Raw genomic sequence first — 20644 nt, forward strand, 5'->3', positions numbered from 1 at the left:
GGGGTCAGGACCGGCTGAACACGCCGTTCAGCCAGTCCTGCCACGCCTTGCCCGTCGCCCCGGCGTCGGCGTCCGGCGCGAAGTCGTGGACGCTGACGCCGACCGGGGCGCCCCAGCGACCGCGGCCGAAGACACGGATGAGGGCGGTGCCGGTGCGCAGTCCGACGAAGTACGGGTTGCGGTAGTCCAGCACGGCGTCGAACTCCTGCGGCCCGCGCACGGTCACCCGGGCGCCCTGGGCGTCGTCCGCCGAGAGGCCGAGCGCCGCGACGACGGCGGCGAGGGCGTCGGAGGTGGCCGAGGCCGCGGGTCCCTCGGCCGAGGCGAAGGTCACCGGGCGGGGCGCGAAATGCGTGAGGTATTCGCGCAGGGTGTGCAGGTAGAAGTCGGTGTGCTTCGCCGCGCCGTCGTACTGGTTGTCCCAGTCGTCCGTGAAGACTCCGCTGTGCACATAGCGCACCCAGGCCCGCCGGCCGCCGTCGCGCGCCTCGATGACGTGCTCGAGCTGGTTCACGCTCTGGGCGCCGAACCCGACGTCCTCGCTGCGGACGGTGAGGTGGTGCGGCGGGTCCCAGGCGGTGACGGTCGAACCGAAGGCGGCGGCGCCGCCCACCCGCGGCTCGGGCGGATCCATCGGCCACAGGTAGGCGCCGGTGCGGTGCGTGACCGCCTCCCACACCTGCTCCGGGGTCGCGTCGACCTCGAACTCGCTGACGATCTCGAATTCCTTGGACATGGTGAGCTCCTGCTGCCTATCGGTCCAGTTCGGGGGTCTGCTGCTGGTCCTTGACCGTGGGATGCACGGCGACGACGATCCGGTGATCGCGGCCGCCCTGCGCGTCAGGGGCGTCGTACTTGCGGATCAGCGCGCCGACGCCGGCCGTCAACTCCTGGATGAAAGCGGCCCGTTCCGCCGCCGAGGCGAACCGCACCTCGCCGTCCAGGGCGAACGTCGCCAGCCGTTGGCGGGCCTTCGCGGCGCCGGTGATCAGCGAACCGACGTCTCTGACCAGCCGGGCGCCGAGGGCGAGCAGCCATCGGGCGGAGAGCTGGTCGCGGAAGCGGTCCGGGTCGGGCTGCACCTGCGCCAGGGCGAGGGGCGAGATCACGTACGACGCAGCGGTCGCCCGCATCAGCCTCTCGGTGACGTTGCCCTTGCGCCGCTCGCCGGCCAGCTCGACCAGGCCGTGCCGCTCCAGCGCCTTGAGGTGGTAGTTCACCTTCTGCCGGGGCAGATCGACCTTCCCGGCCAGCATCGCGGCCGACGCGGGCCCGGCGGCCAGCTCGGCGAGCAGTCGGGCCCGTATGGGGTCCAGGGAGACGGCTGCGGCCTCGGGGTCCTCGATCACGGTGACGTCCAGCATGCGTCCACCCTCCCACCGAAAACTTTTTTTGTCCAGGTCATTCAAGTTTTCGGTCAGGGCGGGTGCCGGCAGCGGCATCGGCGGGGGTGACGGCAGGGGTGACGGCGGGAAGGAACGAGGCCCGGCCCCGGTGGTTCCGGTTGCCGGGCCTCGGTCGGCCGAAATGGTGGGCTGCGGTCAATTTCCGGCAGGCGGCGGGCAGTTGGCAGCGCGCGGCTGCCGGCCATCGGCTGCCGGCGGGCGGTGAGCGGCGGACAGTCGTGCGGAGACGCCCCCGGTCACCGCCTCACGCGACTCCTCCCGACGGCCCCCGCCGCGACCAGCGTGACGGCCGCCGCGCCCGCGAGCACCGCCGACCGCGGACGCCGCAGCGCGGACCGGACGCCGGTCTGCGCGGCGCGGGCGGTACGGGCGGTGTGCGGGATGCGCGGGGCGTGCGGGGTGTGCGCCGCACGGCGTGGCGGCATCCGCGCCGACGCCACCAGCGCGTTCGCGCGGCTCGCGCGCCCCTCCCCCGCACGGCCGGGACGGTCCGCCCGTTCCCGCACGCGCCGCCTGACCTCGGACGCCGTGCTGCTCAGCTGCACGCCCACCGCGCCGGCCCGGTCCAGGAGGTCGGCGGCGCGGGCGCCGACACGGCCGCGCACATCAACCCCGTTCACCCATCCCCACGGCCCCGAACCCGGTCGCCGTCCGGTTCGCCCGAGCTGCCGACGCAGGCCGGCAACGGTCCTGTCCGTCATCGACGCACCCTCTCCCCGATCTCGGCGACGTCGGCCCCGGCGCCGCCGAGAGACGCTTCGGGGCGGGCGGCGGGTCCGGCGCACGGCACGCCGCCTCCTGCGATTCCGAGACCTCCGGGTACCCCGGCCGCCTTCCGCCACCCCTGCGCCGGATCGTCCACGGCAGCACGACGCAATCAACCCACGCCGTAGCACTCCTTACGTATACATTGCAGAAAAATTAAGTGGAGCTTCACGATCGCCCCGGCAGACACTACTCGCATGACGAAGCCCTCCCGGCCTCCGGCCTCCCCCACCGCCGCCCTCCCGGACCCCGCCCCCGCTTCCGCCCCCGCCTTCGGACGTGCGCTCTGCGCGATGGTCACCCCCTTCACCGGCTCCGGCGGGCTCGACCTCGACGGGGCGCAGCGGCTTGCGGACCGGCTGGTGTCCGCAGGCTGCGACGGGCTGGTGCTCTCCGGCACGACGGGCGAGTCACCGACCACCTCGGACGCGGAGAAGGCGGAACTGGTGCGGGCGGTACGGGAGGCGGTGGGCGAGCGGGCGTCGATCGTCACGGGGGTGGGGACCTTCGACACCCGGCACACCACGCGACTGACGTCGGACGCCGAGAAGGCGGGCGCGGACGGCGTGCTGGTGGTCGCCCCGTACTACAGCCTGCCTCCGCAGGACGCCCTGGAGGCGCACTTCCGGGAGGTCGCGGACGCCTCCGGCCTGCCCGTGATGCTGTACGACATCCCCGGCCGCACCGGCGTCCGGATCGAGCCGGACACGCTGATCCGGCTCGCGGAGCACCCGAGGATCGTCGCGGTCAAGGACTGCTCAGCCGACTTCCTCGGCGCGCAGAAGGTGCTCGCCCGCACCGGGTTGGCGTACTACGCGGGCTGCGACGAGCACAACCTCGCCCTGTACGCGGTGGGCGCGGCCGGTTACGTCAGCACGGTCGCCAACGTGGCCCCGGAGCGCATGCGCGCGGTCCTGGACGCGTTTGACGCGGGCGACACCGCCGAAGCAGCCCGGCTCCAGCGCGGGACCGCGGAACTGGTGGAGTCGATGATGGCGTCGGGCCTGCCGGGCGCCGTCACCGCCAAGGCACTGCTCGGCGACCTGGGGCTGCCCGCCGGACCGGTCCGCGCGCCGCTGCGACCCGCGGACCGCGCCACGGTCGCCGGTCTGCGCGCGGCCCACGACCGCCTGACGACCTGACGGCGTCCGCCGAGGCGGCGGCCCCCGACGAGCCCGGCCGGCGTTCCGCGCCCACCTGACCGCCCGCCCGCCTGCCCGGCGGGGCCGCGTGCCGCGCCCGGCAGCACGGGGTCCCCGGGGCAGCGCCCGCGCCGCGCACTCCTCAGGAGCGCCCGGAAATTACCGGCGGAGGCGCGGCGACCCTGCGTACCGTGGCCTGATGAGCCGCCCCCGCCCCCTGCTCTATCTCGACGTCGACTTTACCGACCGCGGGTAGTGCCGCCCGTGATGTCCGTCTGGGCCTGTGACCAGGACGTCATGGGCTCGTTTACCGACCGGGACCGGGACGTCTGTCATGTTCCGGAGTCGGTACGGAGGACAAGTGGTACGGCACGTTGTGGTCGGGGACTTGAGGGTCCAGCGGATCGAGAGGAAGGACGGGCGGAGGTCATGGACGATCGTCTGGCCCGAGGGCACGCTGCACACGGAGGCAGATCGGTTCCTGCGTGAGCACGAGGGTTCGGGCACGCAGAAGACCTACGCGTACTACCTGGTGGACCATCTGCGGTGGCTGGAGCGAGAGTGCCTGGCCTTCGACACGGTCCAACTGCGCGACCTGGAAAGGTACATGGGGATCGTCGGTGCCGAGGTCCGCATGCCTCTCGGGGAACCGTGGCGGGTCGGCAAGCGCCCCTACGGCCGTTCTGCGCTGTCGACCGCGGCGGCCTGCTTGAAGGGCTTCTACCTGCACCAGGCCTCCCTCGGCATCAACGGCGAGCTCGGCAAGAAGGTCGATCGGTCCCGGCTGCCGTCGCGCGTGGACAAGCGGCGGTCGTTCCTCGGTCACGTGAAGTCTCCACTGCCCACGAACCCGCTGGCGCCGAAGGGTCCGCACCGCCGGCACCCGAAGATGCTGCCGGACGGGGCGAGGGAGAGGCTGCTGGAGTCGGTGAACGCAGCCCGGGACCGGCTGGTCGTCGACTGGCTCGCCGACGGGGGCCTGCGGATCGGCGAGCTGTGCGGGCTGCACCTGGTCGACCTGCACCTGCGGGAGAACGCTGCCTGCGGCGAGTGCCGCACCCCGCATCTGCACGTCTGCCACCGGCCCGGCAACCCGAACGGGGCCGAGGCCAAGACCAAGCACCCGTGGCAGATCGTGCGCGGGACGGTCACCGGCGGGCTGATCAAGCGGGTCAGCCCGGCGATGGTGCACTCCTACTTCGAGTACATCACCACCGAGTACCCGCGCGGCGCTCAGCACGGCATGCTCCTCGTCCAGCTGCACGGTGCCGATGAGGGCCAGCCGTGGGCACCGGTCGGAGCCCGGCGGATGCTCGGCCGGGCCGGGGAACGCGCTGGGTTGGGGCTGGTGAAACCACATGCCTTCCGGCACACCTTCGCCTCGGCGGTTCTCGACGCCGCAGGCGGCAACACCCTGATCGCCCGGGACGCGGGCGGCTGGGCTTCGGCCGCGATGGTCGACGAGGTCTACGGGCACGTCGACATCCACGATCCGGTCTTCGACGCCGCTCTGCGCACGGTCTGGGGTGAGGGCCGGTGAAGCGCCGGGACGTGTTTCTGCTGCCATTGCTGACCACGCACCAGAATCACACGCGAATCGGCAGGGATCGCCTGGAGATCCTCACCGCGCTGACGAGCGCGCCCTCCTTCGACCCTCTGTTCCGCGACGACATCGTCCAGATCCCGCCAGGACACCAGACCTACCGGTGGTTCTGCCGGGTCACCGACTGCCAGCGCGCCGTCGGCCTCGGTGACTTCTGCCACGCCCATCGCCAGGAGTGGCTCACGGCCGCGAAAGAAGGTGTGAGCAGGTCAGCCTTCCTCAGCGCTGCTGAGCCATTGAGCCAGACAACCGAGCATGACGGGAATCTGGCCTGTCTGATCTGCCCCGGGCGACCCGCGCGAGCGGGCCAGTACCGTCTCTGCAGATATCACCTCCAGAAATGGAGCCGGACGCGAACGGGCCAGGAGTCCACACCCGACTTCGACGGGTGGGCTGCCGGGCAAAGCCCCACTTCGGGGTTCGGGACCTGCACGGTGCTGGTCTGTTCTCTGCTGGCGGAGTCACCGCTGGGACTGTGCCAGCGACACGCTCACGCCTACCGGAGGGCGGGTTCTCCCGGCGGCGCGTCCATTCCGGGCGGATCGTGGAAGGACGGCCGAGCCGCTGTCAGCTACATCGACCGCATGCAGTTCCGTGCATGGTGCGACAAGGAGATCGCCGTCTCCGTGCCCGCTCAGCTGAACTTGCGCGGCCTGAGGCCCCTGCCGCGAGCAGAGATCCAGTGGGGGCTGTTCACGCACACGCAGCGGTCACGTCCGGCCCGCTGGGATGTCACCGCGCTCCGCATGGTGGTGAACGCCTGCCGAGAGCAGGACGCGACCTCGATCGTCGATCTGGACCTTGCTTGCCTGTCCAAGACCGCCAACGGGATCGCGAAAGAGATCCTCCACGAGTTGCGCCTAGTCTATTTCACACCTGAGGAGGCCAAAGAGGCCGGATTCCTCGAAACGAGGCACTTCGGCATCAGCTACGAGCACCGGCTCGGGCACATCAGCCTCACCGCGATCTCTCAACGATGGCTGCGGGACATCACGTGGGACTACTTCGCCGAACTCCTGCGCTCGCCGCGCTGCCCCAACAGCGCCCACACGCTTGACCAGATTCGTCGAGCGATGATCGAGCTGAGCGCTTTTATCGAGGCCGACGCCCCGGGCGGGGGCGTCGACCCCGCAGTCCTGACCAAGGAACACGCGGACCGCTTCGTCGCGGATCAGCGACATCGTGAGCGCCATGCACTCCCGTCTCTAGCCATGGTCCGGATCGACGGGAAGCCGAGCACCGTCACGACCGGCACGCGATCGGTGGTTTTCAACCACACCCGAAAGATCCTCCGCTGGGCGATGGACGATGGAGTGACCGACGCTATCGGCCTGGCCAGGGAGTTCGTCATCGCGTTGCCGAACGCCGGCGGCACCGCCTATCAGAAGCGGCGACGCCCCTTCGCCGACGAGGTGGCCCGCGCACTGGCCGACGAACACAATCTCGCCGAGTTCACACGCGTCCACGATCCGGATGACGAGGGCGCCCGGGACATCTGGGAGATCGTCGTGGTCACCGGACGACGGCTGGGAGAAGTCACCGAGCTCCGCTGGAACTGCATCGGCCGGCTCAGCGGGCTCGCGATGCTCTGGCACGACCAGACCAAGGTCGGCAACTACGACGCGGCCATCCGAATCCCCGAGTCGCTCTTCGAGCTCATCGCCGACCGGCAGCGCAAGACACTCACCCGGTTCGCCGACAATCACGGCTACACCCCCACGGGCAAAGAACGTGACGGGCTCGCGCTGTTCCCCACCAACTACCGCAGCACCGACGGAACGATCGCCCTGAGCAGGCCGTGGTTCTACAGCCGCTTCCGGCCCTGGGTCGACGCCATGGACATCGGCCACTGCGTCCCCCACCAGGCCCGCCACACCCTCGCCACCAGCCTCCTGCGCCAAGGCGCGACCCTCACCCACATCCGCCGCTACCTCGGACACGTCTCGGACCGGATGGCCGAGCACTACGTCCACCTCTCCCACACCGATCTGGAGAACGTGCTCCAGCATGTCTGGGTTGCAGGCCCCGGCACCGCTGCTCCTGGGGAACTTCTTGCGGGGAACTCGTCCGAGGCGCTCACCAAGGAGCAGGCCCTGGCCATCGCCGTCGACCTTGCCCGCCGCAGCACCCCGGCCGAGGGCGGCTTCTGCACCTTCCAGCCTGTCGTCGACGGCGGCGCCTGCCCCTGGAACCTCGACTGCCACAACTGCGACAAGTTCGTCCTCTCCGGCGCGGACCTCCTCTATTGGCGACGCAAGCGCGAGCAGTGGCGGCTGCTGGCCGAGGGCGCCCCGGACGACGCCACCGCCGACTACCTCCACCGCTACTTCGAGCCCACCGCCCGCGCCATCGACGGCCTGGAGAAGGCCCTGGCAGGACTCGGCCTTCTCGACGACGCCCTCGCCCTGGACCTGCGCAAACCCCAGGACTACTTCCACCGCGTCTGGTCCACCGCCTTCCGCGCCGCCGACCTCGCCGACGCAGGCAGTGACCAGGAGAGCGAGTACAGCGATACGTGCACAACCGATGGCGACGACCCCGAACAGGACATCGCATGAAGACCGCTGCCGTTCCAGAACCCCGCACGGCCGCTGCCCTGGCCGCCCGCCGCCACAAGACCGAGACCGCCCTGAAGCGGGTCCGCGAAGCCATCGCCCGACTCCAGCGCGAGAAAGCCCAGGTCAGCGTCGCCGCCATCGCCCGTCGCGCGGACGTCTCGCGCACCTTCCTCTACGACAACGCCGAGGCCCGAGCCGCGGTCGCCAACGCGATGGCCAAGGCCGGAGACCGGCGGACCCAGTTGCTCGCCGACCAGGACGACGAGCGCGAGGCGACCTGGCGCGAACGTGCCCTGAACGCCGAGGAAGGTCTCAAGGCCGCCCAGGCCGAGATCCTCACTCAGCGCACCCGCATCGGCGAACTCCTGGGCCAGATCCGTGACTTGGAAGCCGAGTGGACCGAGGAAGCCATCCAGCGGATCACCACCGAGAACACCACCCTCAAACAGCGGGTCCGCCAACTCACCACCGACAACCGCACCCTCGACGAGCGGCTCAAGGCCGCCCGTTCCAACCTCCGTTTCCAGGACCGGCGCGTCGCCGACCTCGAAGCCCGCATCGCCGACCCGGCGCCAGGGACCTGAGCCTGTCCACGACCACCCGCCGCACCCCCGACAGAAGAATTTCTGTCGGGGGTGCCTCACAATGTCGACGTGGATTCAGCCTGGGGAACAGCCCTCATCGCCTTCGCCGCAGCAATCCTGTCCGCTGCCATTTCTCTGCTCGGCACCTGGCGCCTACAGAAGAGGGGCGAGCAGGTTACGGAAGCGAACCGCCGGACTGCCCTGCGGGAGGCCAGCCTTGAACGTATCGCAGAAGAGCTCTTCGCCATCACCCGGCACGAGGAGTCGATCCCGCATCAACACACCCCAGCCCACGAACACTTGGCCTGGGAGAAGACACTGCAGGAGCACCTGATCCGGATCGAGAAGGCCACTCTCCGTTTGGACGACCTGGAGCTGCTAGCCGTGATCCACGACATGTGCTCGCTGCTCAGGGACTGGGACAGACTGAAGCCGGCTGCCTGGCCGCGTGAAGTAGTGACAGCCGCACCCCAGCATGCGATCGACAGCATCAGAGCGCACCTGACAGGAAAGCCCCTGCCCCGACCTGGTCGAGACATCCAGAAACTCCGGGCAGCACGAGCGGCCGCAGACGAGTACGAGCGCGTGGCCGCCGAAGAAACACGCCTGGCCACAGAAGAAATGCGCCGGAACTCTTCAACCTGATCCAGCCCCACCAGGCCGTCCCACGAGACCACCCGGACGAGCGACAGCAACGGCCCCAACTCGGCGTCACGGACAGGTACTCTATGAATCGTCGCAGCTCAGAGCGGGCATCCGAGCTCCTGCGGTCGGTAAAGTCGACGGCCCCCTCAATCCGTATGCCGCCAAGCCGTCGAGGCGGCCCGTGGGCTATACGACGATCAGGGCGTCCGTGGGCCGGCCGCGCCCCCTGCGGGTGTGGCTGCACCCGGAGCACGGCGCCGCTCTGCTCCGTCTCCCCTACGAACTGTGCTGGGCCACGACCTGGATGGCCGAGGCCAACCGCTGGATCGCGCCCGTGATCGGCCTGCCCGAGCTGCCCTACGTCGACTTCGGCGCGGTGCTGTTCGCCCACCGGCCCGACGGCGTCCACTGGAAGACGGAGACGATCGTCGCGCACGCCGCGGGCCGCCCGTTCGCCTGGGTCGACGACGAGCAGTCCCCGGCCGACTCGGAGTACGTCACCGTCCACCACCCGGGACCGGCCCTGCTCCACCACGTCGACCCGCGCGTGGGCCTGCGGGCCGAGGACTTCACGGCGCTGGCCGCGTTCGCCGCCGGCCTGCCGGCGGGAGACGAGGCCCTCCGTCTTCGGGCGGCGCCGGAGCCGCCGTCTGCGTCGCCCGAAAACGGCCGGGGAGAGGAGAAGCGTCGTGTCCCAGGAGGAGCGTGACGCCCGGCTGGGCCTCACCGGCCTGACGGGCGCGGAGCGCGAGGCCCGGATACGCCTGCTGACGCAGCGGGTGCGAGGGCAGGCCGCCCTGGCGAGGACGGCACTGCGGGCTCGGCGTGCGTCCGGGAGGGCGGCTGCCCACGTGTCCGCCCCGGCGCGGGCCGGGGCGGAGGGGACCGACGCCGCTGCGAACGCGCCCACGCAAGCCCGTGACGCGGCACGTCAGGACGAATGAGCCGGTGCCGGCGTCCGGGGCGCGGCCGCGCGCGCCGTCGTCGCGGGCGGCGGGGCCACGGCCGCCGGGTGCTCAGTTGTGGCTGTGGAGGATCTCGTTCAGGCCGCCCCAGACCGCGTTGTTCGGGCGGGCCTCGACCGCGCCGGTGACCGAGTTGCGGCGGAACAGGATGTTCGAGGCGCCGGAGAGCTCGCGGGCCTTCACGATCTGGCCGTCGGGCATGGTGACGCGGGTGCCCGCGGTGACGTAGAGGCCCGCCTCGACGACGCACTCGTCGCCGAGGGCGATGCCCACGCCCGCCTCGGCGCCGACGAGGCAGCGCTCGCCGATGGAGATGATCACGTTGCCGCCGCCGGACAGCGTGCCCATGGTGGAGGCGCCGCCGCCGATGTCGGAGCCGTCGCCGACGATGACGCCCGCGGAGATGCGGCCCTCGACCATCGAGGTGCCGAGGGTGCCGGCGTTGAAGTTGACGAAGCCCTCGTGCATGACCGTGGTGCCCTCGGCGAGGTGCGCGCCGAGGCGGACCCGGTCGGCGTCGGCGATGCGGACGCCCTTGGGGGCGACGTAGTCCGTCATGCGCGGGAACTTGTCGATGGACGTGACCTGGAGGTGCAGGCCCTCCGCACGGGCGTTCAGACGGACCTTCTCGACGTCGTCGACGGCGACCGGGCCGAGCGAGGTCCAGGCGACGTTGGCGAGGTGGCCGAACATGCCGTCCAGGCTCTGCCCGTGCGGCTTGACCAGCCGGTGGGAGAGCAGGTGCAGACGCAGGTAGACGTCGTGCGCGTCGAGCGGCTTGTCGTCGAGGGAGGCGATGACCGTGCGGACCGCGACCACCTCGACGCCCCGGCGGGCGTCCGGGCCGACCGCCTTGGCCGCGGCCTCGCCGAGGAGCTCCACGGCCTGGTCGGCGGACAGCCGCTCGGTGCCGGACGGGCCGGCCTCGGCGACGAGAGCGGGCGCGGGGAACCAGGTGTCGAGAACAGTGCCGTCGGCGGCGATCGTGGCGAGGCCGGTGGCCGCGGCGCCGGTGGTGCGAGGAGCAGTCGTGTCGGTCATGACGGCAACCTAACCGGCGGGGGGCCGCAGAGGCCAACCCGCACAGCGGTGTCTCAGGAGGCGGGCCGCGGGACCCCGCCCGCCTGCTGAGTTCCCCTTGGGAACCAACTGTGTCAGCATGGCCGCTCCCGGCTCGGCGAGAGGCCGGGAGCAGCCGCGGAGACCGGGGGCTGCCCGGGAGACGAGACCGGGAGACGAGACCGGGAGCGGCTCGGGAGAAGGAGGGCGGGACACATGGCGCGCAGGACGAGTCTGGAGGACTCCGGCTGCGCCATCGCGCAGTCCCTGGACGTCGTCGGGGACTGGTGGACCCTGCTGATCGTCCGGGACACCGCGCGCGGTGTGCACCGGTTCGACGAGCTCCAGCGCGAACTGGGCCTGTCCCGCAAGGTGCTGACGGAGCGGCTGCGGCTGCTGGTCGAGGCGGACGTGCTCACCCGCGTGCCGTACCAGGACCGCCCGCCGCGGTACGAGTACCGGCTGACCCCGCGCGGCCGGGCCCTGCTGCCGGTCCTCGTCGCCCTCCAGGACTGGGGCGACACCTGGATCCTCGGTGACGGCAGCGCCACCGCCACGGCCGAGGAGGCGTCCGCCGAGGCGCGGCGCGTGCACGCCCTCGTGGGCGCCCGGCTTCCCGCGCTCCGGCTGCTCGACGACCGGGGGACCCTGCGCGATCCGGTGAGCGACGACGCCTCCTGCACCGTCCTCTACTGCTTTCCCGGCGCCTACGCCCGCCCCGACGGCTATCCGCCGGGCTGGACCGACATCCCGGGCACGTCGGGCTGCACCCTGGAGTCGTGCACCTACCGCGACCGCCTGGCCGAGTTCCGCGCGGCGGGCGCCGCGGTGCACGGGGTGTCCACCCAACGTCCGGACGAGCAGCGGGCGTTCGCCGAGAAGGAGCGGCTGCGCTTCCCGCTTCTCTCCGACGCGGACCTGACGCTGATCAGCGCGCTGCGCCTGCCGACGTTCCGGGCCGCCGGGGCGAGCCGGCTGAAGCGGCTGACCCTGGTGGTGGACCGGGAACGGGTCGTGCGCCATGTGCAGTACCCGGTCACGGACATCGCGGGCAGTGTGACGGCGGCCCTGGACGCGGTGCGCGACCTCGCCGCCCGGTGACGAGGCGCCGGACCCGCCGGACCGCCGGGAGGACCGGGGCGTGCCGCGGCCGGCCCACGCCACGGGGCGGGACGGTGTTCAGCGGTCCGCGGCGCCCGGCCTCGCGGGGACGAGCAGCCGGGCCAGGACCTCCCGGGTGTATTCCTCGTCGTAGGAGGCGTCCGTCAGCAGGACCTGCAGGCAGATGCCGTCCATCAGTGCGACCAGCGCCCGCGCGGTGCGGGGGTCGGTGCGGCGGGCGAGGAGGGCGGCGAGGTCCTCGGCCCACTCGGCGGCGACCGGGCGCAGTGCCGGGCGGCGCAGGGCGGCCAGATAGAGCTCGTACTCCAGCTCGACGCCGGTGCGGTCGCCGGCCAGCCACTCGCCGAGCAGTGCGGCCAGTTCCGTCGGCAGGTCGACGCGGGCGTCGGTCAGTCCGCCGCGCGCCGCGACCGCTTTGGCGAAGCCCTCGCTGGCCTGGCGCAGGGCGGCGGTCATCAGCTCGTCGAGGGTGGCGAAGTGGTACGTGGTGGAGCCGAGCGGGACGTCGGCCTCGGCGGCGACCGAGCGGTGGCTCAGGCCTGCCAGGCCCTTCGCCCCGACGACCCGGATCGCCGCGTCGATGATCCGCTGGCGCCGTTCGGGGTCGTGGCGTCGGGCCATCAGTGCGCACCGCCGAGGTTCAACAGGACCACTCCCCCGACGATCAGCAGTATTCCCGCGATCTTGACGGGAGTCAGGGCCTCCCCGAACAGGACGAGCCCGAGGACGGCGATGGCCGCGGTGCCGGTCCCGGCCCAGATCGCGTAGGCGGCGCCGATCCCGACGGTCTTCAGCGTCTGCGCGAGGAGGAGGAAGGACAGCAGGTAGCCGACGGCCGTCAGCAGCGCCGGCCAGAGCTTGCTGAAGCCTTCGCTGTACTTCATGGCCGTCGTCGCGGCCACCTCGGCGGCGATGGCGCCGGCGAGCGTCAGATATCCCATGTGTACGAGCGTACACAGTGATGTGTACGGATGTACACATGGATGCCGCACCCGCCTTTCCCCGCCGGCGCCCGCCCTGCACACATGGTGCGCACCCTCCCGTACACCTCGGTACGCCCCACGGCACGCAACGGCGTGCAACGGCACGCACATCCGCCCACATCGGCACGGCGGAGACCCGCCGCTCGCGCCCAAGTGACGGGAGATTCGAAAGCGTTATGGAAAGCGCTCGCCCAATCGGATGAACGCGAGCCACAGCTTCCACTACTGTTTCACCGTTCACACACCGGTTCTTGCAGCCGGGAAGCCGCTGGAGGAACAGCGCATGCCAGAAGACAAGTCCCGGCCACCCCAGGAACAACGCTGGGAGAACGGCTGGGCCCCGGACACTTCCCGGGCCCCCGGAACACGGCGCCTGTGGTTGGCCGGCGGCCTCGCCGTCGCCACCGTCCTGGCGTGCGTGACCGCGATCGCATTGAACGACAGGCCCGTTGACGAGAAGTCCGCGGCCGGCCGGCCGCAGACACTGTCGGACGACGAGACGGCCGGCGGCCTGATCTCCTTCGCCACGCCGTCCGGCAGCGGATCCCCGACGCCCACGGGGAAGAGCCACGCCTCCGCCTCCGCGTCCCCCTCGGCGTCGGCGTCGCCCTCGGCGTCCTCCTCCCCCCGGCCGCAGGGCAGTTCGTCGCCGGGCGTCTCGGCCGCCCCCTCACCGCACACGCCCGGGAAGCCCTCAGGTCCGCCGGCTTCCTCCGACGAGCGGTCGGTGCAGGCGGTCAACTACCCCGACCGCTACTGGCACGTGAGCGGTTCGCTGGTGAAGCTCGACGCGCCGCGCGGCTCGGAGTCCCGCGAGGACTCCACCTTCCACGTGGTCAGCGGGCTCTCCGACGGCTCCTGCATCTCGTTCGCGACGCACGACGGCCGGTACCTGCGCCACAGCAACTTCGTCCTGCGCGCCGACTACAACGACGGCTCCTCGCTGTTCCGGCAGGATGCCACCTTCTGCCCCGGCTACTCGGGGTATTCGGGCGCGGTGCTGCTCCATTCGGTGAACTACCCGAACTACGCGCTGCGGCACAAGGACTTCGGCCTGCGCCTGGACCCGTACGGCTACAACACGACGAACCGGACGGACTTCTCCTTCCGGTTGGTGGGCCCGCTGGGCTGAGTCCCGAGGACGCACACGGAAAAGCGGCGGCGCCCCGACCGGGGCGCCGCCGCTTTTCGCACGCCGTGTGCGCGGGGGTCTCAAACGTTGAAGCCGAGCGCGCGCAGCTGCTCGCGGCCGTCGTCGGTGATCTTGTCGGGGCCCCACGGGGGCATCCAGACCCAGTTGATGCGGAGTTCGTTGACGATGCCGTCCGTGGCGGACTTGGCCTGGTCCTCGATGACGTCCGTCAGCGGGCAGGCCGCGGAGGTCAGGGTCATGTCGATCGTCGCGATGTTCGCGTCGTCGATGTGGATGCCGTAGATGAGGCCGAGGTTGACGACGTCGATGCCCAGTTCGGGGTCGACGACGTCGTACAGGGCCTCTCGGACCTCCTCCTCGGAGGCCGGCTTCATCTCCAGGGTCTCGCTCATGCCGTCTTCCTTTCGGCGTCGGCGTCGGCGCCCAGCGCCTGGGCCGTCGCGTCCTTCCACGCCATCCAGCTGAGGAGGGCGCACTTGACCCGGGCGGGGTACTTGGAGACGCCGGCGAACGCGATCGCGTCCTCCAGCACCTCCTCCATCGCGTCGTCGGGCTCGATCTTCCCCTTGGACTGCATCAGCTCCAGGAAGGTCTCCTGGATCTTCTGCGCGTCGGCCAGGTCCTTGCCGACCAGCAGGTCGTTCAGCACGGACGCGCTGGCCTGGCTGATGGAACAGCCCTGGCCCTCGTAACTGACGTCCTCGATCCTCGTGCCGTCGTACCTCACCCGCAGGGTGATCTCGTCGCCGCACGTCGGGTTCACGTGGTGGACCTCGGCGTCGCCATCGCGCAGACCACGCCCGTGCGGGTGCTTGTAGTGGTCCAGGATGACGTCCTGGTACATCGAGTCCAGCTTCATGCGCTCGCTCGCCAACCCCTCAGCCGAAGAAGTTCCGTACGTGCTCCAGGCCGTCGACCAGGGCGTCGATCTCGGCCGTCGTGGAGTACAGATAGAACGACGCTCGCGTGGTCGCGGGAATTCCGTAGCGCAGGCAGACGGGACGGGCGCAGTGGTGGCCCACCCGCACCGCGATGCCCTGCTCGTCGAGCACCTGGCCCACGTCGTGCGGGTGGATGTCGCCGAGCGTGAAGGAGATCGCCGCGCCCCGGTCCTCGGCCGTCGCCGGGCCGATGATCCGCAGGTCGGGGACCTCGCCGAGCTTGCGCACCGCGTACTCGGTGAGCGCGTGCTCGTGGGCGAGGATCTTGTCCATGCCGATCGCGGACAGGTAGTCGATGGCCGCGCCCAGCCCGACCGCCTGCGCGATCGGCGGGGTGCCCGCCTCGAACTTGTGCGGCGCCGGGGCGTACGTCGACGAGTGCATCGACACGGTCTCGATCATCTCGCCGCCGCCGAGGAACGGGGGCAGGTCCTCGAGCAGCTCCTGGCGGCCCCACAGGACGCCGATGCCGGTCGGGCCGCACATCTTGTGGCCGGTGAAGGCCACGAAGTCGGCCTGCAGGGCCTGCACGTCCAGCGGCATGTGCGGCGCGGCCTGCGAGGCGTCGATGCACACCAGCGCGCCGACCTCCTGCGCGCGGCGCACTATCGCCTCGACGGGGTTGACCGTGCCGAGGATGTTCGACACCAGCACGAAGGAGACGATCTTCGTCTTCTCGGTGATGATCTCGTCGATGTTCGAGAGGTCGAGCCGGCCGTCGTCGGTCAGGCCGAACCACTTCAGCTTCGCGCCCGTGCGCTGCGCCAGCAGCTGCCACGGCACGATGTTGGAGTGGTGCTCCATCTCGGTGATGACGATCTCGGTCTCGTGGTCGACCCGGTAGGGCTCGTCGGCCCAGCCGAGCATGTTGGCCACGAGGTTGAGCGACTCGGAGGCGTTCTTGGTGAAGATCACCTCGTCGCGGCTCGGCGCGTTGACGAACGCGGCGACCTTGTCACGCGCGCCCTCGTACAGTGCCGTGGCCTCCTCGGCGAGCACATGCACACCGCGGTGGACGTTGGCGTTGTAGCGCTCGTAGTAGTCACTGAGAGCGTCCAGCACCTGGCGCGGCTTCTGCGAGGTCGCCGCGTTGTCCAGGTACACGAGCTTCTTGCCGTCGTGGATCTGTCGATCCAGGATGGGGAAGTCCTTGCGGATCGCCTCGACGTCGAGGAGGCCCGGCAGCTGCGTCACGCGGATACGCCACCCTTCGTGTATGCCTCGTAGCCCTCGTTCTCCAGCTTGTCGGCGAGTTCGGCGCCGCCGGACTCGACGATGCGGCCGCCGGAGAAGACGTGGACGAAGTCGGGCTTGATGTAGCGCAGGATGCGCGTGTAGTGCGTGATCAGCAGGGTGCCGACCTCGCCGGTCTCACGGACGCGGTTGACGCCCTCGGAGACGATGCGCAGGGCGTCGACGTCCAGACCGGAGTCCGTCTCGTCGAGGATCGCGACCTTCGGCTTGAGCAGCTCCAGCTGGAGGATCTCGTGGCGCTTCTTCTCACCGCCGGAGAAGCCCTCGTTGACGTTGCGCTCGGCGAAGGCGGTGTCCATGTTGAGGCGCTGCATGGCCTCCTTGACTTCCTTCACCCAGGTGCGCAGCTTGGGGGCCTCGCCGCGGACGGCGGTGGCGGAGGTGCGCAGGAAGTTCGACACGGAGACGCCGGGGACCTCGACCGGGTACTGCATCGCGAGGAACAGGCCGGCGCGGGCGCGCTCGTCGACGGACATCTCCAGGACGTCCTCGCCGTCGAGGGTGACGGAGCCGCCGGTGATCGTGTACTTCGGGTGACCCGCGAGGGAGTAGGCGAGCGTCGACTTGCCGGAGCCGTTGGGGCCCATGATGGCGTGCGTCTCGCCCTGCTTCACGGTGAGGTCGACGCCCTTGAGGATCTCCTTCGTGGCGTTGTCGGCCTCGACGGTGACGCGCAGGTCTCGGATTTCAAGCGTTGCCATGGATTGCCTCAGGACTCCTGGGTGAGGGAGACGAGCACGTCGTCCCCTTCGATCTTTACGGGGTATACGGGGACGGGGCGCGTCGCGGGAAGGCCGGACGGCTTGCCGGTGCGGAGGTCGAAGCTGGAGCCGTGCAGCCAGCACTCGATCTGGCAGTCCTCCACCTCGCCCTCGGAGAGCGAGACGTTCGCGTGCGAGCAGATGTCGTGGATGGCGAACACCTCCCCCTCGGTCTGCACGACCGAGACCGGCGTGCCGTCGAGTTCCACCCGCTTCGGGGTGTCCTCCTCCAGCTCGCTCAGCCCGCAGGCGCGTACGAAGGCCGTCATCAGACCGTGGCCTCCAGCTCGGTCTCGATCTTGGCGAGCAGACGCTCCTCGATGTCGTCGACACCGATCTGCTGGACCAGCTCGGCGAAGAAGCCGCGGACCACCAGGCGACGGGCCTCGTCGGCCGGGATGCCGCGGGCCATCAGGTAGAAGAGCTGCTCGTCGTCGAAACGGCCGGTGGCCGAGGCGTGGCCGGCGCCGACGATCTCGCCGGTCTCGATCTCCAGGTTCGGCACCGAGTCGACCCGCGCGCCGTCCGTGAGGACGAGGTTGCGGTTCATCTCGTAGGTGTCGGTGCCCTCGGCCTTGGCCTCGATGAGCACGTCGCCGATCCACACGGCGTGCGCGGCCTCGCCCTGGAGGGCGCCCTTGTAGACGACGTTGGACTTGCAGTGCGGCACGTTGTGGTCGACCAGCAGGCGGTGCTCCTGGTGCTGGCCGGCGTCCGTGAAGTACAGGCCGAACAGCTCGGCCTCGGCGCCCGGGCCGGCGTACGTCACGCGCGGGTGGAGGCGGACGAGGTCGCCGCCGAAGGTCACCACGACCGACTTGAAGCTCGCGTCCCGGCCGACGAGGGCGTTGTGCTGGGCCACGTGCACGGCCTTGGCGTCCCAGTCCTGGACGGAGACGACGGTCAGCTTCGCGCCGTCCCCGAGGACGTAGTCGACGTTGGCGGCGAGTACGGCGTCACCGGTGTGGTCGATGACGACGACGGCCTCGGCGAAGGCGCCCAGTTCGATGACCTGGTGGCCGTAGGAGACCCCGCCCTCGCCGTGCACCGCGATGCGGATGGGCTCCGTGAGGACCGTCTCCTTGGGGACGGTGATCACGCCGGCCTTCTCGAACGCGGAGTACGCCTGGGCGGCGACCCGGTCCACCGGGACGCCCGCCCTGCCGAGACGCGGGTCGTCGCGGTCGGCGAGTTCGACGGTGACGCCTGCGGGGGCCTCGACGGCGACCTTCACGCCCTCGCCCGTCGCGACGGCGGTGCCGTCGTGCAGGCCGCGCAGCCGCTCCAGCGGCGTGAACCGCCACTCCTCCTCGCGGCCGTGCGGGACCGGGAAGTCCGCGACGTCGAAGGACGGGGGCGCGCTCATGCGCGTGGCGACGGTCGACTCGGCGGCCACCGCGATCTGGCCCGCGGTGGTGGAACCCACGGGGATGTTCTGAGCCTCAGCCATGGCTGTCGGTCTGCTCTCTTCCTACGTCAGAAAATTGCTGCGCTGCTGTCGGGGGCGGGTGTTAACCGACCGCGCCTTCCATCTGCAGCTCGATCAGCCGGTTGAGCTCGAGGGCGTACTCCATGGGCAGCTCCTTCGCGATGGGCTCGACGAAGCCGCGCACGATCATCGCCATCGCCTCGAACTCGCTCAGACCACGGCTCATCAGGTAGAAGAGCTGGTCCTCGGAGACCTTGGAGACGGTGGCCTCGTGGCCCATGGACACGTCGTCCTCACGGACGTCCACGTAGGGGTACGTGTCGGAGCGGGAGATGGTGTCGACGAGCAGCGCGTCGCACAGCACGTTGGACTTCGAGCCGTGCGCGCCCTCGCCGATCTCGACGAGACCGCGGTAGGAGGTGCGGCCGCCGCCGCGCGCCACGGACTTCGACACGATGTTCGACGACGTGTTCGGCGCCATGTGGACCATCTTGGAGCCCGCGTCCTGATGCTGGCCCTCGCCCGCGAAGGCGATGGAGAGGGTCTCGCCCTTGGCGTGCTCGCCCATCAGGTAGACGGCCGGGTACTTCATCGTCACCTTGGAGCCGATGTTGCCGTCGATCCACTCCATGGTCGCGCCCTCGTACGCCACGGCGCGCTTGGTGACCAGGTTGTAGACGTTGTTCGACCAGTTCTGGATGGTCGTGTAGCGGCAGCGGGCGTTCTTCTTGACGATGATCTCGACCACGGCGCTGTGCAGGGAGTCCGACTTGTAGATCGGCGCCGTGCAGCCTTCGACGTAGTGCACGTAGGCGCCCTCGTCGACGATGATCAGGGTCCGCTCGAACTGGCCCATGTTCTCCGTGTTGATGCGGAAGTAGGCCTGCAGCGGGATCTCGACGTGCACGCCCTTCGGCACGTAGATGAACGAGCCGCCGGACCACACCGCGGTGTTCAGCGACGCGAACTTGTTGTCGCCGACCGGGATGACGGTGCCGAAGTACTCCTTGAAGAGCTCCGGGTGCTCCTTCAGCGCGGTGTCGGTGTCGAGGAAGATGACGCCCTGCTCCTCCAGGTCCTCACGGATCTGGTGGTAGACGACCTCGGACTCGTACTGGGCCGCGACACCGGCGACGAGGCGCTGCTTCTCCGCCTCGGGGATGCCGAGCTTGTCGTACGTATTCTTGATGTCCTCGGGCAGGTCCTCCCAGGACTCCGCCTGCTTCTCGGTCGAGCGCACGAAGTACTTGATGTTGTCGAAGTCGATGCCCGACAGGTCCGAGCCCCAGTTCGGCATGGGCTTCTTCTCGAAGAGCCGGAGGCCCTTGAGACGGAGCTTCGTCATCCAGTCGGGCTCGGACTTCTTCGCGGAGATGTCCCGGACGACGTCCTCGTTGATGCCGCGCTTCGCAGAGGCGCCGGCCGTGTCGGAGTCGGCCCAGCCGTATTCGTACTTGCCCAGACCCTCGAGTTCGGGGTGGGCAGTCTCCGTGGGGAGCGTCATGCGGGGTTCCTCCCGGCCGTGCTTGCGGATGCGTTCTGGGTGGCTGTGGAAACTCTGGGGATGAACGTCGTGCAGACGCCGTCGCCGTGCGCGATGGTCGCCAGCCGCTGGACGTGCGTCCCGAGCAGCTGCGAGAAGATCTCCGTCTCCGCATCGCAGAGCTGCGGGAACTTCTCCGCGACATGGGCGACGGGGCAGTGGTGCTGGCACAGCTGCTCGCCGACCGGTGCGCTGCGCGCCGTAGCAGCGTACCCGTCCGCGCTCAGGGCCTTGGCCAGGGCTTCGGTGCGCTGCTCGGGGGCGGCCGCCTCGATCGCCTCGCGGTATCCGGCGGCCTGCTCGGCGATCCTCGCGCGCGCGAAGGCGACCACGGCCTCGTCGCCGCCGAACCGCTCCTGGATGAAGCGCAGGGCGTCCGCGGCGAGCTTGTCGTAGGACTGGTCGAAGGCGTCCCGGCCGCAGTCGGTCAGGGCGAAGACCTTGGCCGGGCGGCCGCGGGTGCGCGCGCCGTACACGCGCTGCTCACGGGGCTGGACGACGTCGTCGGCTACCAGCGCGTCGAGGTGCCGGCGTACGGCGGCCTGGGTGAGGCCCAGCCGGCCGGCCAGCTCGGCGACGGTCGAGGGCCCGTGGTCCAGGATGGACCGCGCGACCCGGTTGCGCGTCGAGCGCTCTCCGGTCGCGAGCTCCTCCTGCGGGGTCCCCGTGGGGGTCTCCCGAGCCTCGCCGACGTTTTTCACAACGCCATTGTTGCGTAATTCCTCAGGGGC

The 20644-nt window shown here is 70.3% G+C and carries 23 protein-coding genes; 9 read left to right on the forward strand and 14 right to left on the reverse strand.

Going from position 1 to position 20644, the window contains the following annotated elements; translation table 11 throughout:
• Positions 1–4 precede the first annotated feature (4 nt).
• From ACH4ZA_RS27450 to ACH4ZA_RS27460, 3 genes are all read right to left on the reverse strand, one after another.
• Positions 5–736, reverse strand: a complete 732-nt coding sequence (locus tag ACH4ZA_RS27450) for an SRPBCC domain-containing protein (RefSeq protein ID WP_398432107.1) — start codon at positions 734–736, stop codon at positions 5–7.
• Between the two features lie 16 nt (positions 737–752).
• Positions 753–1364 (reverse strand): helix-turn-helix domain-containing protein, encoded by a 612-nt coding sequence (locus ACH4ZA_RS27455; RefSeq protein WP_319278965.1) that lies wholly within the window; start codon positions 1362–1364, stop codon positions 753–755.
• A gap of 278 nt (positions 1365–1642) precedes the next feature.
• Entirely contained in the window at positions 1643–2026 is a 384-nt protein-coding gene (locus ACH4ZA_RS27460; protein ID WP_398432108.1) for a hypothetical protein, read from the reverse strand.
• A gap of 342 nt (positions 2027–2368) precedes the next feature.
• On the opposite strand from ACH4ZA_RS27460, the gene dapA reads away from it, so the two are divergent.
• The 7 genes from dapA (at position 2369) to ACH4ZA_RS27495 (ending at position 9647) form a co-directional block, all read left to right on the forward strand.
• The gene (dapA, locus tag ACH4ZA_RS27465; RefSeq protein WP_398432109.1) at positions 2369–3313 is read left to right on the forward strand and encodes a 4-hydroxy-tetrahydrodipicolinate synthase; all 945 of its coding nucleotides are present in this window, start codon (positions 2369–2371) and stop codon (positions 3311–3313) included.
• Positions 3314–3701: 388 nt separating this feature from the next.
• Positions 3702–4853, forward strand: coding sequence for a tyrosine-type recombinase/integrase (locus tag ACH4ZA_RS27470; RefSeq protein ID WP_398432110.1), 1152 nt, complete (start codon positions 3702–3704; stop codon positions 4851–4853).
• Positions 4850–7474, forward strand: coding sequence for a tyrosine-type recombinase/integrase (locus tag ACH4ZA_RS27475; RefSeq protein ID WP_398432111.1), 2625 nt, complete (start codon positions 4850–4852; stop codon positions 7472–7474). Before ACH4ZA_RS27470 ends, ACH4ZA_RS27475 begins: the two co-directional genes overlap by 4 nt.
• The gene (locus tag ACH4ZA_RS27480; RefSeq protein ID WP_398432112.1) at positions 7471–8058 is read left to right on the forward strand and encodes a DUF6262 family protein; all 588 of its coding nucleotides are present in this window, start codon (positions 7471–7473) and stop codon (positions 8056–8058) included. Before ACH4ZA_RS27475 ends, ACH4ZA_RS27480 begins: the two co-directional genes overlap by 4 nt.
• Before the next feature lie 69 nt (positions 8059–8127).
• Positions 8128–8703 (forward strand): hypothetical protein, encoded by a 576-nt coding sequence (locus ACH4ZA_RS27485; protein ID WP_398432113.1) that lies wholly within the window; start codon positions 8128–8130, stop codon positions 8701–8703.
• A 109-nt stretch (positions 8704–8812) separates the two neighbouring features.
• On the forward strand, positions 8813–9412 hold the full coding sequence (locus ACH4ZA_RS27490) for a hypothetical protein (RefSeq protein WP_398432125.1): 600 nt from the start codon (positions 8813–8815) through the stop codon (positions 9410–9412).
• Positions 9393–9647: a hypothetical protein gene (locus tag ACH4ZA_RS27495; protein WP_319278950.1), complete on the forward strand. Its 255-nt coding sequence runs from the start codon at positions 9393–9395 to the stop codon at positions 9645–9647. The genes ACH4ZA_RS27490 and ACH4ZA_RS27495 overlap by 20 nt, the downstream gene beginning before the upstream one ends.
• A gap of 72 nt (positions 9648–9719) precedes the next feature.
• On the opposite strand, the gene dapD is transcribed toward ACH4ZA_RS27495, so the two are convergent.
• The gene (gene dapD / locus ACH4ZA_RS27500) at positions 9720–10709 is read right to left on the reverse strand and encodes a 2,3,4,5-tetrahydropyridine-2,6-dicarboxylate N-succinyltransferase (RefSeq protein ID WP_319278948.1); all 990 of its coding nucleotides are present in this window, start codon (positions 10707–10709) and stop codon (positions 9720–9722) included.
• Positions 10710–10943: 234 nt separating this feature from the next.
• Here dapD and ACH4ZA_RS27505 point away from each other — a divergent pair, with 234 nt between their 5' ends.
• Positions 10944–11828, forward strand: coding sequence for a winged helix-turn-helix transcriptional regulator (locus tag ACH4ZA_RS27505; protein ID WP_398432114.1), 885 nt, complete (start codon positions 10944–10946; stop codon positions 11826–11828).
• A gap of 78 nt (positions 11829–11906) precedes the next feature.
• On the opposite strand, the gene ACH4ZA_RS27510 is transcribed toward ACH4ZA_RS27505, so the two are convergent.
• Positions 11907–12470 (reverse strand): TetR family transcriptional regulator, encoded by a 564-nt coding sequence (locus tag ACH4ZA_RS27510; protein WP_319278946.1) that lies wholly within the window; start codon positions 12468–12470, stop codon positions 11907–11909.
• Positions 12470–12790, reverse strand: a complete 321-nt coding sequence (locus tag ACH4ZA_RS27515; protein ID WP_319278944.1) for a multidrug efflux SMR transporter — start codon at positions 12788–12790, stop codon at positions 12470–12472. Before ACH4ZA_RS27515 ends, ACH4ZA_RS27510 begins: the two co-directional genes overlap by 1 nt.
• 325 nt (positions 12791–13115) lie before the next feature.
• Between ACH4ZA_RS27515 and ACH4ZA_RS27520 the strand changes: the two genes are divergently transcribed.
• On the forward strand, positions 13116–13964 hold the full coding sequence (locus ACH4ZA_RS27520) for an AbfB domain-containing protein (RefSeq protein WP_319278942.1): 849 nt from the start codon (positions 13116–13118) through the stop codon (positions 13962–13964).
• Between the two features lie 80 nt (positions 13965–14044).
• Here ACH4ZA_RS27520 and ACH4ZA_RS27525 read toward each other — a convergent pair whose 3' ends face one another.
• The 8 genes from ACH4ZA_RS27525 to ACH4ZA_RS27560 all read right to left on the reverse strand — a co-directional run bounded on the left by ACH4ZA_RS27525 (position 14045) and on the right by ACH4ZA_RS27560 (position 20614).
• Positions 14045–14377 (reverse strand): metal-sulfur cluster assembly factor, encoded by a 333-nt coding sequence (locus ACH4ZA_RS27525; protein ID WP_005477879.1) that lies wholly within the window; start codon positions 14375–14377, stop codon positions 14045–14047.
• Positions 14374–14844 carry a Fe-S cluster assembly sulfur transfer protein SufU gene (gene sufU / locus ACH4ZA_RS27530; protein WP_319279033.1) on the reverse strand — a complete coding sequence of 157 codons (471 nt, stop codon included), beginning with the start codon at positions 14842–14844 and terminating at the stop codon, positions 14374–14376. The genes ACH4ZA_RS27525 and sufU overlap by 4 nt, the downstream gene beginning before the upstream one ends.
• A gap of 19 nt (positions 14845–14863) precedes the next feature.
• Positions 14864–16120, reverse strand: coding sequence for a cysteine desulfurase (locus tag ACH4ZA_RS27535; protein ID WP_319278940.1), 1257 nt, complete (start codon positions 16118–16120; stop codon positions 14864–14866).
• On the reverse strand, positions 16117–16881 hold the full coding sequence (sufC, locus tag ACH4ZA_RS27540) for a Fe-S cluster assembly ATPase SufC (RefSeq protein WP_398432115.1): 765 nt from the start codon (positions 16879–16881) through the stop codon (positions 16117–16119). The genes ACH4ZA_RS27535 and sufC overlap by 4 nt, the downstream gene beginning before the upstream one ends.
• Before the next feature lie 8 nt (positions 16882–16889).
• Positions 16890–17210 (reverse strand): non-heme iron oxygenase ferredoxin subunit, encoded by a 321-nt coding sequence (locus ACH4ZA_RS27545; protein ID WP_057599368.1) that lies wholly within the window; start codon positions 17208–17210, stop codon positions 16890–16892.
• Entirely contained in the window at positions 17210–18391 is a 1182-nt protein-coding gene (gene sufD / locus ACH4ZA_RS27550) for a Fe-S cluster assembly protein SufD (RefSeq protein WP_319278933.1), read from the reverse strand. The genes ACH4ZA_RS27545 and sufD overlap by 1 nt, the downstream gene beginning before the upstream one ends.
• A 61-nt stretch (positions 18392–18452) precedes the next feature.
• Positions 18453–19874: a Fe-S cluster assembly protein SufB gene (gene sufB / locus ACH4ZA_RS27555; protein WP_319278931.1), complete on the reverse strand. Its 1422-nt coding sequence runs from the start codon at positions 19872–19874 to the stop codon at positions 18453–18455.
• On the reverse strand, positions 19871–20614 hold the full coding sequence (locus ACH4ZA_RS27560; protein ID WP_319278929.1) for a metalloregulator ArsR/SmtB family transcription factor: 744 nt from the start codon (positions 20612–20614) through the stop codon (positions 19871–19873). The genes sufB and ACH4ZA_RS27560 overlap by 4 nt, the downstream gene beginning before the upstream one ends.
• Between the last annotated feature and the right edge of the window lie 30 nt (positions 20615–20644).

Source organism: Streptomyces sp. NPDC020597 (genome assembly GCF_044335095.1).
In the GTDB taxonomy this organism is placed as follows: domain Bacteria; phylum Actinomycetota; class Actinomycetes; order Streptomycetales; family Streptomycetaceae; genus Streptomyces.

What these genes read in the sequence shown, in the direction of transcription:
- sufC (WP_398432115.1), bottom strand. Translation starts at nt 16,881, where the DNA reads ATGGCAACGCTTGAAATCCGAGACCTGCGCGTCACCGTCGAGGCCGAC.
- ACH4ZA_RS27450 (WP_398432107.1), bottom strand. Translation starts at nt 736, where the DNA reads ATGTCCAAGGAATTCGAGATCGTCAGCGAGTTCGAGGTCGACGCGACC.
- ACH4ZA_RS27525 (WP_005477879.1), bottom strand. Translation starts at nt 14,377, where the DNA reads ATGAGCGAGACCCTGGAGATGAAGCCGGCCTCCGAGGAGGAGGTCCGA.
- ACH4ZA_RS27505 (WP_398432114.1), top strand. Translation starts at nt 10,944, where the DNA reads ATGGCGCGCAGGACGAGTCTGGAGGACTCCGGCTGCGCCATCGCGCAG.
- ACH4ZA_RS27520 (WP_319278942.1), top strand. Translation starts at nt 13,116, where the DNA reads ATGCCAGAAGACAAGTCCCGGCCACCCCAGGAACAACGCTGGGAGAAC.
- ACH4ZA_RS27510 (WP_319278946.1), bottom strand. Translation starts at nt 12,470, where the DNA reads ATGGCCCGACGCCACGACCCCGAACGGCGCCAGCGGATCATCGACGCG.
- dapD (WP_319278948.1), bottom strand. Translation starts at nt 10,709, where the DNA reads ATGACCGACACGACTGCTCCTCGCACCACCGGCGCCGCGGCCACCGGC.
- ACH4ZA_RS27515 (WP_319278944.1), bottom strand. Translation starts at nt 12,790, where the DNA reads ATGGGATATCTGACGCTCGCCGGCGCCATCGCCGCCGAGGTGGCCGCG.
- sufB (WP_319278931.1), bottom strand. Translation starts at nt 19,874, where the DNA reads ATGACGCTCCCCACGGAGACTGCCCACCCCGAACTCGAGGGTCTGGGC.
- ACH4ZA_RS27545 (WP_057599368.1), bottom strand. Translation starts at nt 17,210, where the DNA reads ATGACGGCCTTCGTACGCGCCTGCGGGCTGAGCGAGCTGGAGGAGGAC.
- sufU (WP_319279033.1), bottom strand. Translation starts at nt 14,844, where the DNA reads ATGAAGCTGGACTCGATGTACCAGGACGTCATCCTGGACCACTACAAG.
- ACH4ZA_RS27455 (WP_319278965.1), bottom strand. Translation starts at nt 1,364, where the DNA reads ATGCTGGACGTCACCGTGATCGAGGACCCCGAGGCCGCAGCCGTCTCC.
- sufD (WP_319278933.1), bottom strand. Translation starts at nt 18,391, where the DNA reads ATGGCTGAGGCTCAGAACATCCCCGTGGGTTCCACCACCGCGGGCCAG.
- ACH4ZA_RS27480 (WP_398432112.1), top strand. Translation starts at nt 7,471, where the DNA reads ATGAAGACCGCTGCCGTTCCAGAACCCCGCACGGCCGCTGCCCTGGCC.
- dapA (WP_398432109.1), top strand. Translation starts at nt 2,369, where the DNA reads ATGACGAAGCCCTCCCGGCCTCCGGCCTCCCCCACCGCCGCCCTCCCG.